13 protein-coding genes and 2 pseudogenes are annotated in these 10,753 nt (G+C 72.9%); 6 read left to right on the plus strand and 9 right to left on the minus strand.

What is annotated here, in order from left to right:
• Positions 1-55: 55 nt before the first annotated feature.
• From AC1DXK_RS28285 to AC1DXK_RS28305, 5 genes are all read right to left on the minus strand, one after another.
• Positions 56-385: a gene transfer agent family protein gene (locus tag AC1DXK_RS28285; RefSeq protein ID WP_477299541.1), complete on the minus strand. Its 330-nt coding sequence runs from the start codon at positions 383-385 to the stop codon at positions 56-58.
• A 5-nt stretch (positions 386-390) separates the two neighbouring features.
• Positions 391-801 carry a phage major tail protein, TP901-1 family gene (locus AC1DXK_RS28290; RefSeq protein WP_457108417.1) on the minus strand — a complete coding sequence of 137 codons (411 nt, stop codon included), beginning with the start codon at positions 799-801 and terminating at the stop codon, positions 391-393.
• 233 nt (positions 802-1,034) lie between these two features.
• A complete protein-coding gene (locus AC1DXK_RS28295) occupies positions 1,035-1,451 on the minus strand; it encodes a DUF3168 domain-containing protein (RefSeq protein WP_457108418.1) in 417 nt (138 codons plus the stop codon).
• Positions 1,448-1,801 (minus strand): head-tail adaptor protein, encoded by a 354-nt coding sequence (locus AC1DXK_RS28300; protein ID WP_457108419.1) that lies wholly within the window; start codon positions 1,799-1,801, stop codon positions 1,448-1,450. Before AC1DXK_RS28300 ends, AC1DXK_RS28295 begins: the two co-directional genes overlap by 4 nt.
• Before the next feature lie 23 nt (positions 1,802-1,824).
• Complete coding sequence (locus AC1DXK_RS28305; protein WP_457108420.1) at positions 1,825-2,385, minus strand: head-tail connector protein; 561 nt, start codon at positions 2,383-2,385, stop codon at positions 1,825-1,827.
• Between the two features lie 46 nt (positions 2,386-2,431).
• Here AC1DXK_RS28305 and AC1DXK_RS28310 point away from each other — a divergent pair, with 46 nt between their 5' ends.
• Positions 2,432-3,184 carry a S1 family peptidase gene (locus AC1DXK_RS28310; RefSeq protein WP_477299542.1) on the plus strand — a complete coding sequence of 251 codons (753 nt, stop codon included), beginning with the start codon at positions 2,432-2,434 and terminating at the stop codon, positions 3,182-3,184.
• 77 nt (positions 3,185-3,261) lie between these two features.
• Positions 3,262-4,019, plus strand: a protein-coding gene (locus AC1DXK_RS28315; protein ID WP_457108422.1) for an IS5 family transposase whose coding sequence is annotated in 2 segments (ribosomal slippage) — positions 3,262-3,589 and positions 3,589-4,019 — 759 coding nt in all. Because the reading frame shifts where the segments join, the coding sequence is not laid out codon by codon here.
• 48 nt (positions 4,020-4,067) lie between these two features.
• Here AC1DXK_RS28315 and AC1DXK_RS28320 read toward each other — a convergent pair.
• Positions 4,068-5,051: pseudogene (locus tag AC1DXK_RS28320) on the minus strand (acyltransferase family protein); the annotation flags it as partial.
• A 181-nt stretch (positions 5,052-5,232) separates the two neighbouring features.
• Between AC1DXK_RS28320 and AC1DXK_RS28325 the strand changes: the two are divergent.
• The 3 genes and pseudogenes from AC1DXK_RS28325 to dps form a co-directional block, all read left to right on the plus strand.
• A pseudogene (locus tag AC1DXK_RS28325) lies at positions 5,233-5,328 on the plus strand (IS5/IS1182 family transposase); the annotation flags it as partial.
• 131 nt (positions 5,329-5,459) lie between these two features.
• Positions 5,460-6,386, plus strand: a complete 927-nt coding sequence (locus tag AC1DXK_RS28330; RefSeq protein ID WP_457108423.1) for a S1 family peptidase — start codon at positions 5,460-5,462, stop codon at positions 6,384-6,386.
• Between the two features lie 189 nt (positions 6,387-6,575).
• Complete coding sequence (gene dps / locus AC1DXK_RS28335; RefSeq protein ID WP_457108424.1) at positions 6,576-7,121, plus strand: DNA starvation/stationary phase protection protein Dps; 546 nt, start codon at positions 6,576-6,578, stop codon at positions 7,119-7,121.
• A gap of 87 nt (positions 7,122-7,208) precedes the next feature.
• Here the strand turns inward: dps and AC1DXK_RS28340 are convergent, their stop codons facing one another.
• The 3 genes from AC1DXK_RS28340 to AC1DXK_RS28350 all read right to left on the minus strand — a co-directional run bounded on the left by AC1DXK_RS28340 (position 7,209) and on the right by AC1DXK_RS28350 (position 10,321).
• Complete coding sequence (locus AC1DXK_RS28340) at positions 7,209-8,483, minus strand: phage major capsid protein (RefSeq protein ID WP_457108429.1); 1,275 nt, start codon at positions 8,481-8,483, stop codon at positions 7,209-7,211.
• Positions 8,484-8,530: 47 nt separating this feature from the next.
• Positions 8,531-9,043 (minus strand): HK97 family phage prohead protease, encoded by a 513-nt coding sequence (locus AC1DXK_RS28345; protein WP_457108425.1) that lies wholly within the window; start codon positions 9,041-9,043, stop codon positions 8,531-8,533.
• 84 nt (positions 9,044-9,127) lie between these two features.
• The gene (locus tag AC1DXK_RS28350; protein WP_457108426.1) at positions 9,128-10,321 is read right to left on the minus strand and encodes a phage portal protein; all 1,194 of its coding nucleotides are present in this window, start codon (positions 10,319-10,321) and stop codon (positions 9,128-9,130) included.
• Between the two features lie 48 nt (positions 10,322-10,369).
• Between AC1DXK_RS28350 and AC1DXK_RS28355 the strand changes: the two genes are divergently transcribed.
• Positions 10,370-10,753, plus strand: a 384-nt coding sequence (locus tag AC1DXK_RS28355; RefSeq protein ID WP_457108427.1) for a hypothetical protein, incomplete at its 3' end; no start/stop codon positions are given.

Below are 10,753 nucleotides of genomic sequence, written 5' to 3' on the forward strand. Positions count from 1 at the left end.
TCCCAGGGGAAGGTGCCCGGGGCCGGACGCGGTGTCGGGACGCCCGCGTCCGGCCCTAGGGAGGGTTTGCCGGACCCGGCGCCTCCCCGAAGGCCGCCGCCAGCACCGCGCCCAGGGCCGTCGAGACGGCATCGAGCCCGCCCGCCAGCGGCAGCCGCGCCACCGCCGCGTCGTCGAGATCGTGGCCGCCCCGCAGGGCGACGCCCAGGAGGGCGATCAGGTCGCGGGCCGAGATGCGCCCGCCCGCGAAGCGCGCGGCCAGCCCCGCGAGGTCGCCGGCCTGGAGCGCCCCCTCCAGCTCGGCGAGCGCCCCGAGGGTGAGGCAGAGGGTGTAGCGCTGCCCGCCGAGGGTGAGCGGCACCTCGCCGCGGATCCGGTTGGCCATGGCCCTCAAGCCGCCGTGAAGGCGAGCGCGCCGCCGGATTCGAGGCTCATGTCGAAGGTCACCTCGCCGGCATGGTCGCCCCGGTATTCCAGGCTCGCGATCTGGAACAGACCCTCCAGGATGCCGAAGGCGGGGATCACGATCTGGAAGGTGTCGATCGCCCCCTCGAAGAAGATCAGCCGCAGGCGGGCATCCGAGGCCTGGTCGCGGAACACGCCGGAGCCCGCGATCGCGGCCCGGCGCACCCCCGCCCCCGCGAGCAGCTCGCGCCAGCGCCCGACGGAATCGGCGTTGGTGACGTCGACGGTCTCGGCGTTGAGGGTGATCTGGCGGCTGCGCAGGCCTGCCACCGCCACGAAGCCCCCCGCGCCGTCACCCGCCCGGATCAGCAGGTCCTTGCCCTTCTGCGCGCCCATCGGGTCCTCCTGTCTCGATAGAGTCGGCGCCCAAGGCGCCTCGCCGGTTCGGAAAGGGCCTTTTCCCGGGCGCATGCAGCGCCAGCGGAATGCGACCCGGGATCCAGCGCGAGACGTCGCGAAGCGTCCACGATGCGTCGCTGCGCGACGATTCCCGTGCTGGTTCCCGGATCAGGTTCCGCTATCGCTCCACCTGTCCGGGAAAGGGGTGCGACGCTTGCGTCGGACCTCTCTCACACAGTCTCGGTGACCGCCTCGACCGTCAGGGTCGCGCGGGCCTCGCCGGTCCGGGCGTCACGGTGGGCCGCGATGGCACGCACCCGCAGGGTGACGAGGCGGCAGCCGGCGAGCGGCATCGCGACGTCCTGAAGCAGCGCCGCCATCCGCTCGGCGGCGTCGAGGGCGGTGCGCACCGAGCCGGGCCGGGCGATCACCACGATCGCGTGGCGGTGCCGGTGGCGCTCGGAGCCGTCGACGGAATCGTCCTGGATCTCGGCATCCCCGAACAGGGCGTAGACCGGGAGCGTGCCCCGGGGCGGCTCGTCGTAGAGCCGGACGCGGCCGCCCAGCAGCGCCGCGAGGGCGGGATCGGCGCCGAAGCGGGCGATCATTCCGGCGCGGAGCGCCAGCAGCGGGCTCGGATCGCTCACGACCGACCCTCCCGCGGCAATTCCTCGACATGGCAGATCCGGTCGCGGTCCCGCGCATCCGGCTCGGTGACGGCCCGGATCGCGAAGCGCCGGGGGCCGGCGGCGAGCCGCATGGTCGGGTCGAGATCCGCCCGGCCCCGCAGGGTCACCCGGTAGGCGCCGAGGGTATCGCAGCGGCCGCCGGCCGGGCGGTCGACCAAGCCGGCCGGGGCCATGGCGCCCCAGAGGACGGGACCGGCGACGTAGCGGCGCAGCACGCCGCCGAACCCGTCGGGCTCCTCCAGGGGGCGTTCGAGCACGAAGCGGCGGCGCCGCGTGCCGAGGGACGGATGTTGGGACGGGGGCGTCATCGGGGAGGCTCCGGAACGCGAGGTCACAGCCGCCTGCGCCGGAAGGGAGCGGCGAGGTCGGCGGCGTCGGTGCGGGCCGCGTCGGGCTCATCGCCGCGGTGCTCGTAGCGGGCGGCGGCGAGCCGCAGGATCGCGAGGCGCAGGGGCGGCGGCAGCGGCGGCCCGTCGCCGCCGTAGCCCGCCGCGACCTCGATCAGGATCGTGCGGCCGCCGGGATCCGGCGCCGCCGGGTCGACCAGCAGCGCCGGTGCCTCGCTCGGGTCGGGGCCGAGGCGGACCAGCCCCGCGTCGAGGTCGGCGACGCCCCCGGGCTCCGCGAAACCGGCGCGGAGGAGCGCGACCAGAGGAGAGAGCGGCAGCCGCACCTGCCCGTCCAGCGGCCAGGCGGCCAGCGCGATCCGGTAGCGGCCCGGCACCAGGATCCGACGGGTCTCGATCTCCAGGCTGGCGCGGGCCGCCGCGATCAGGGCCTGGAGCAGGGCGTCCTCGTCGGCCTCCGCGTCGGACGCGAAGCGCAGGTAGGCGCGCAGGTCCGCCACGGCCACCGGCTCGACGATGGGGGCCTCGATGCGTAACGGGGTCATCGCGCGTCCCTGAGCAGGTGGTCCGATGTCGATCTCGAAGCGCCGCATGTCCCGCCGCCCGGCGCGCCGCCCCTCTCTGGCGCGGGCGCTGACGGCGGCCGTCACCGCGGCCCTGGCGCTGACATCCGTCCCGGCGCGGGCGATCGTCGGCGGCACGGAGGCGCCGGCCGGCGGGGCCGTGATGGTCCTGTCGTCGAAGGGCGGCGTGTGCACCGGCGTGGTGCTCGCCCCCGACACGGTCCTGACCGCCGGCCATTGCCTGGCCGGCGCGCGGGAGCACCGCGTCCATTTCCGCGACGCCGCGGGCGCTCCGGTCCTCGTCGAGGTCGCCGCGCAGGCGCTGCATCCGGGCTACGATGCCGGCGCGGCCGTGGCCCGGCGACGCTCCATTGACCTCGCGCTGCTGCGCACCGCGACGCCCCTGCCGGCGCGCTTCGCACCGGTGACCCTGAGCGCCGCCCCGGCCCGGGCGGGCGAGACCCTGACCCTGTCGGGCTACGGCGCCGCCAAGCCCGGCGACCCGCGCTCCACCGGCACCTTCCGCAGCGTCGCCCTGCCGGTGATCGAGCCCTACGGCCCGAGCCGCATCMTGGTCTGGCTGAAGGGCGCTGGCGGGGGCGCCTGCCAGGGGGATTCCGGCGGCCCGATCGCGGGGCCGGACGGGGCCGTGCTGGCGCTGTCGGCCTGGATCGGCGGGGCCTGCGGCGGCCTCACCCAGGGCGTCCTGGTCGGCCCGCAGCGCGGCTGGATCGACCGCGTCCTCGGTGGCTGGGACCGGCGCGCGCGCTGGACGGAGTAGGGTGTGAACCGAACCAAGCCGTTGCGGCGTTTGCCAGTTTGTGATTCCAGGCGGCTGTTCGCGGCCTGGCGGTGACGATGGCGAACCTGTTCTGGCTCTCGGATGAGCAATGGGCGGTGATCCAACCATTCATGCCGAGGGACCAGCCCGTACCCGAGCGGAAGGACGACCAGCGGATCATATCGGGCATCCTGCACGTCCTCACGTCGGGCGGCCGCTGGCGCGATTGCCCGGCCGCGTTTGGCCCGCACACCACGGTCTACAATCGCTTCAATCGCTGGTCGCGGCGCGGCCTCTGGAAGGCGATGCTGGCCGCACTGGCCAAGGCCGGGTGGGCTGGTGACGCAGCTGCCCTCGACAGCAGCTACGTCCGGGCACACCGCTCCGCCCATGGCGGGAAAGGCGCGCGCGGGCGCAGGCCATCGGCCCGTCGCGCGGTGGCCACACGACCCAGATCCACGCGCTTACCGATGTCCTCTGGCGGCCCGGCGTCCTCCCGCTGACGCCCGGCAACGCCAGCGACGTGATCACCGTCCCGGCGGTGCTGGCCGAGGCACCTGGCCGGATCCGCCGCCTGAGCGCCGACAAGGGCTACGACGCCGACTGGCTGCGCGCTGACCTACGCAAGAGCGGGATCACGCCGGTCATCCAGGGCAAGCGCGGCCCCAAGCGCCGGATCCGCCGTGACAAGTTCCGCTGTCGCGAACGCTGGCGCATCGAGGCGACTCTTAACCGCCTCAACGACTTCAGACGCATTGCCACCCGATACGACACGCTGGCCCGCAACTACGCCTCGGCCCTCGCGCTCGCCGCCGTCATCGCCTTCTGGTGCTAATCGCGTCCAAACCCTAGCGGCCTCCGTAAGCTTCGCCACACTCCAGGCCAAGACGATGCTAGCAACAGCCCCCACCAGCATCGCTGCCAGATACGGAGCGGACGAGGTCGGGCTACCGGACGACCAGTGGTCGGCCATCCGCAGCAGCGGCATGTGGATAATGTAGAGCGGATAAGACAAGGCTCCCAATTCGGTGCAGACAACCGCCACCGCTGCGGACGGCCGGATCACTACGGCCGTCGCGACGAGGCCAGGGCTGACGATCAGGATGCCGAAAGCGTCCAGCCATGGTGTGCCGGTGTCTGGCGGAATGCACAGGACAGCGCACAGGATGACGAACAGCAGAGGGCTCGGGCATGCACCGAGAGAGTCGAGCAATCCCCGGCGCCAGAGCCCTGACGCGCTTAGCCCTGCACCAAAGCCGAACACCCCGCGCAGGAAGCTCGCGGGAAGTGTCGATCCGAGTCCTCCGTTGAGAAGGCTCTGACCCTCAGCAGCTGCCAATAGCAGCAGGCCAGCGCTCGCGATGGTGACGCCGAGCACCACCCTCATGCCTACCCGCGGCGCGCATAGAGCGAAGGCCATGTTCACCACGGCCTCGACCATAAGAGACCAAGACGGACTGTTGAGCAGGAAGACTGGCCGATCGGCGGCGAACGGTACAGGAATGAGGAGGGCACCGCACAGCAGCATGCCAGCCATCCACGCAAGGACAACGGCATCAGGCGCGCCGTCGAGCTTCGCAGCAATGGTGATCATCGCGAGCAAGGTGCCGGCGATGTAGAGGGGATAGAGCCGCGCGAACCGCGTGAGCAGGAAGCGCCTCGGTGACCAACCGGATCTCAGGCGTGAACCGTAGGCTTGGTCGATGACGAAGCCGCTCATCACGAAGAACACGTCGACTGCCAAGGAGCCGTGGCCGAAGAGCCAGTTGGCCTGAATGTACAGACTTACGTGGAACAGCAGGACGCCTATGGCGGCTACGCCGCGAACGCCATCGAGGACGACAAACCGTTGATGCGCCGAAGCCATCCGGCATGCTCGAACGGCAGCGTAAAGATTTTGTGCAGACGCACGATCTGCAGCTTCACCCCGTTCTTAGGTGATCCGAAAGTCCCGGAGCGGCATGGGCGCGAGGAGTCAGCCTGACCGGGTATTTGATACCGCGGTGCGTTTGTGCGGTTGGATATCACCGCGACCTTCAACGGCTTCCAAGGACGACCTCCGCATCGCCACCCGTTACAAAAGGCTCGCCTGCAACGACCCCTCAGCCGTCGCTCTGGCTGCCATCGTCGCGTTCTGGTGCTGATCGAGTCCAGACTCCAGCGTCCGCAGGGAACCTCAGCTTGGCCGCGCCATTGCCTTGCTCTAGGCTCACCGTGACGCCGCGCCTCCGCCCTCGGCGTCACCCACCCGCGCCGACAGCGCCCGGAGTTCCCGATGTCTCCTCGCCCGATCCGAAAGGCCGGCCTTCGCGAGCGCAGCCTGCGCGGCGGCCTGTGGGGCGGATCCGTAAGCGCCGGTTTGATGGGCGTGGCCCTGCTCGGCGGCCTCGTCGCCCTGCTCCCGACGCCGGCGGCGGCGGTGATCAACGGCACGACGACACGGGACCCAAACGGCGCCCGCAGCTTCGCGGTGCGGATCGAGAGCACCGAGGGCGAGATCTGCTCCGGGACGCTCATCGCCCCGGACCTCGTGCTGAGCGCGGCCCATTGCGTGATGCGGCCCGCCGGCTACACGGTGATCAGCGTCGACCGCGGCTTCCGCCAGCAGCGGACGCAGGTGATCGCCGCCACCATGCATCCGGACTTCGTGCCCGGCACGACGCCCGAGGACCAGCCCGGCGTCGACCTCGCGCTGCTCAAGCTCGAACAGCCGCTCGGCACCGACTACGTGCCCCTCGACCCGCGGGGCGCCGCCTCGATCAGCAACGGCGAGCCGGTGGACATCGCGGGCTTCGGCGTGGTGGCCGAAAACCGGCGGAACTCCGCCCGGATCCTGCGGCTCGCCCACCTCGTGTCGATCGGCTCCCTGCAGGTCGCCAACCGGGTGACCGTCGTGACCGACCGGCGGCGGATGGCCGAGACCTCGGGGGCCGGCGCCTGCCTCGGCGATTCCGGCGGCCCGATCCTCACCGGCGGCCCCGGCGGCTACCGGATCGTCGGCGTGGTCAGCTGGTCGAGCGGCGCCCTGCAGCAGGGCGCACGCCGGACGGCCTGCGGCGGCTTCACGGCCGTCACCCCGGTGGCCGAGCATGCCGGCTGGATCGCGTCGCGCTCGGCCGAACTGTCGCGGATCCAGGTCGGCGAGGCGATGCCCCGCGGCAATCGGTCCGACTGGATGGCGCGTCCCGGCCGCCGCCGCTAACGGGACGCACGCAGGCGGCCTCGGCCGCGCCTCCGAGGAGCGCAGCCCGGCACGGAGACCGGGCGCAAGATGGACCCGTCTGGCGCCGCGCGAGACGCATACCACCCCGGGCATCCCGCGCGCCGGCGGGAACCTGAGGCCGGACTGGTGCTTTCGCATCCGAACCTTCCCGGATCACGGAGCGAGACCATGGCCGATACCGGCAAAAGCAACACCCCCCGGGCGCACAAGACCCGCAACGACACCGATTCGAACGCCAAGAAGGTCGCGGTCGAGGCCCTGAACGCCCGCCTGGCGGACGGCATCGACCTCGCCCTGGCGATCAAGCAGGCCCACTGGAACCTCAAGGGCCCGCAATTCATCGGCGTCCACGAGATGCTCGACGGGTTCCGCACCGAACTCGACGACCTGAACGACAAGGTCGCCGAGCGGGCGACGCAGCTCGGCGCCACGGCGCTGGGCTCGACACAGGCGGTGGCCGAGCGGACGAAGCTGCCGCCCTACCCCACCGGTATCTACGCCATCGCCGACCACATCGCCGCGCTGATCGACAGCTATGCCGGCTACGCCAACGCCGTGCGCGACAACATCGACGAGACCGACGAGGCGGGCGATCCCGGCACGGCCGACCTGTTCACCGAGATCTCCCGGGCGGTGGACAAGCACCTGTGGTTCCTCGAGGCCCACGTGCAGGAGCCCACCGGCACCCTGCGCGACGGCAATGCGGACCGCTGAAGCCCTCTCGGCGTCCCGACGACGGCCGGGGATCGAGGCGTCCCCGGCCGCTGCCCGCCTCCGCCCCGGTCGGGGGCGGGCGGCGCCTCAGCCGAACTTCACGAGCTTGATCGCGTCGAAATCCTGCACCCCGCCGCCGACGCGCTTGGTCGTGTAGAACAGCACGTAGGGCTTGGCCGAGTACGGATCCCGCAGCACGCGCATCCCGGTGCGGTCGACCACGAGGTAGCCGCGGCGGAAGTCGCCGAAGGCCACCGACAGGCTGTCCTTCCCGAGATCCGGCATCGCTTCGGCCTCGGTGACGGGGAAGCCGATCAGCGTGGCGGCCCGGCCGGCGGCCAGCGGCGGCTGCCAGAGGTAGTTGCCCTCCGCATCCTTGAACTTCCGGATCGCGCTCTGGGTGCGCCGGTTCATCACGAAGCCGGCGTTCTGCCGGTAGCTCGCCCGCAACCCGTAGACCAAGTCGAAGAGCACGTCCGCCGGGTTGCTCGACGGGAAGGCGCCGGCCGCCCCGGTGGCGACGAAGCCGAGCTTGCCGGGGACCCAGGCGGCGTTGGCGACGGTGTCGTAGCTCAGGAAGCCGCGCGGGCGGCTCGCGCCGTTGCCGGACACGAAGGCGACGCCCTCCTGCTCGGCGAAGGCGGTCTCCACCTCGGCCGAGAGCCACGCGTCGAGATCCACCACGGCATCGTCGAGGAGGGTCTGGGTGGCGGCGGGCATCGCGTAGAGTTCCATGGCGGGGAACGCGATCTCCGACAGGGCCGGCGCGGCGGTCTCGGGCCGCGGGGCCGTCTCGGCGACCCAGCCGGTGACCGGCGCGCCCACCGAGACCGCCCGCTTGTACTGGGATCCGGAGATCTGCTGCACGCTGGCGATCGACCGGATCGGCGAGACCTGGCCGAGGCGGGTCAGGACGGTGCGCTCGATCGTGTCGGGCACGAGGTAGCCGCCATCCGGGCCGGAGCCGGCCGACAGGGCCTTGGCCTCCAGGTGCTTCAGCCCCCCGCTCTCGCCCGCCCGGACGTAGAGGTCGAAGGCGGCCTTGTGCGCGTGCGCCGGCCCGTCCTCCCGGACGGCGGGCTCACCGCGCGGCGGCCGCGCCCGTTCCAGGGCGATCCGGTCGAGGCGGGTACGGGCGGCATCGAGGGCGGCGTCGATCCGGGCGAGCTTCTCCTCGGAGAGCACGTCGGGGCGGAGGCGGCCCTCGATCTGACCGATCCGGGCATCGTTCGTCTCCCGGAACGCCGCGAAGGCGGCGGCGAGATCGTCGAGGGCCGAGCGGACCGGCCCGCCCTCGGGCGTGGCGTCCTTGTTCTCCAGCGCGTGCTGGCCGTTCTTGGTCTCCAGGGCAGTGCTGGCCATCAGGGTGTGGGCATCCATGGGGGACCTCATCGGAGGGAGATTGGACATCAGGGCCGGGCGCCCGGCGGCAGCCCGGCGGACCGTGTCGCCGGGTGGGACGGGGCGATCCGCCGGGCGAGGCCGCGGATCGCGTCGACCAGGGGCGGCTCGGGGGGATCCGGGCTCGCCCGGGCCGACGGCTGCAGCGGGAATGTCACGAGGGAGACCTCCCACAGGTCGACCTGATGGAGGCGGCGCTCGCCGCCCGCGCCCTTCCGCGCCAGCAGCGTGCGGAAGCCGATCGACAGCCCGTCGAGGCCGCCGCCGCGCATCAGCGCGTCGATCTCCCGGGCGCGCTGCACCGCGAGGTTGAGCTGACCGTGGGCGAACAGGCCGCGGGCATCCTCCCGCAGGGCGAGCCAGCGGCCGATCGGCTCGGCGGGATCGTGCTGGAACAGGAGCCTCACGCCGGCCGCGCCCCGCCGGGCGAGGCTCGCCGCGAAGGCCCCCGGCACCACCACGTCGCGGCCGAGGTCGGGCACGCCGAAGACGCTGGCATAGCCGGAGAAGTGGCCGTCCATGGTGGGATCCTCGGGTGCGACGCGGGCTAGAGGGACGGTCCGTGTTGGATGCCACCGGCAGAGGGGGGCGAGGCCCGCGCCACGTCAGGGCGCCGGCTCCCGCGGCCTTTCGGGCGGGTAGCCCACCGCCTCGCGCTTCTCGGCCACCGACAGGAACTCGGCGGCCTGGACCCGGCGCCACAGGGATTCCCGCTCGCCGGCGAGGGCCTCGATCCGGTCGAGGTCCGGCTCCAGGTCGACCGGGCCGAAGGCGGGCTCCAGCCAGCCGGCCAGCGCCTGGGCGGTGCGGGTCGCGAGGGGGATCAGGGTCTGGCGGTAGAGGGCGCGGTTCGCCTCGGCGTAGTTGGCGTGGGTGTTGTCGCCGGCCAGGCCCAGCAGCAGGGGCGGCACCCCGAAGGCCAGGGCGATCTCCCGGGCGGCCGCGTTCTTGGCCTCCACGAAATCCATGTCCCGCGGCGAGAGCGCGAGGGGCTTCCAGTCGAGGCCGCCCTCCAGCAGCAGCGGCCGGCCGGCATTGGCGGCGCCCTGGTAGTTGGCCTCCAGCTCCGCCTTCAGCCGGTCGAATTGCGGCTCGGAGAGCGAGGCACCGGCGAAGATCAGCGCCCCGGAGGGCCGGGCGGCGTTGTCGAGCAGCGCCTTGTTCCAGGCGCTGGCGGCGTTGTGGATGTCCAGCGCCGTGGCGGCCGCCGCGATCGGCGCGAGGCCGCCGGTCTCGTCCTCCGGATGGAACAGCGCCAGCGGCAGGATCGGCGCCACCGCGGCGCCGGGCTCTGGGAGGTCGAACCGGCGGCTGCGGCCGCCCGTAGTGTAGAGGTAGGCCGCCGGCCAGCCGTCCGGACCCGGCAGCATCCGCATACGGCCGGGCCGCAGGGCTTGGAGCGCGGCGATCCGTCCGTCGTCGAGCTCCACCGCCTCCAGGTAGGCCGTCCCGGTGAGCAGGAGGTCGGCGTAGACGGTCTCCAGGAGATGCGTGCCACTCTCCCGGGGGTTGGGTCGCGCCAGCAGCGCCAGCAGGTCGGCCGCCCGCCCGGCGCCGGGACCGGTGGCGATCAGCGGCAGGCTCGCGGTGCTCTCAGCGACGAGGCGCACCGTCCGATGAACCACCGGGTTGGCCTGATAGCCCGCCCGTGCGAGGGCCGCCGGATCGCGGGGCGTCCAGCTGGCCCGGCCCTCGGCGTAGAGGGCGAAGGCCGGGGCCGCGGCGGCCTTGGCGGCGAGCGCCGGGCCGCCGGCGGTGCGGCGCGCCATCCGCGCCAGCCGTTCGAGGAGGGTCGACATGCCGGTCCGATCCTGAGCTATGGTCACGCGATGCAGCCTCGGTCCCACATGCGGTCCCGCGCCGCCCGTCTGGGTGGTGTCGTCGCCTTGGCCCTCGTCCCCTTGGCCCTCGTCCCCTTGGCCCTCGCCCCCTTGGCCCTCGCCCCCTTGGCCCTCGCCCCCTTGGCCCTCGCGGCGTCCGCCCGGGCCGGGGATGCGCCCGGCCCCGCCTGGCCGGAACCGGACGGGACCCTGATCCTCGCCCGCCCCTTCGGCCGTTCGGAGATCAGCCTGCGCCTGTCCCGGCGGGTCGCCGGGGCCGTGGACACCGTGACATGGGACGGCGTCACCTTCCTCGCCGACACGGAACCCGGCGACGCCTTGCAGGCGCGGGCGGAGGTCGAGACCGGCGCCGGATGCCGCCGGGCGAGCGAGGCGGGCGCCCCGCAGGAC

The organism is Methylobacterium sp. P3_A11 (assembly GCF_056403155.1).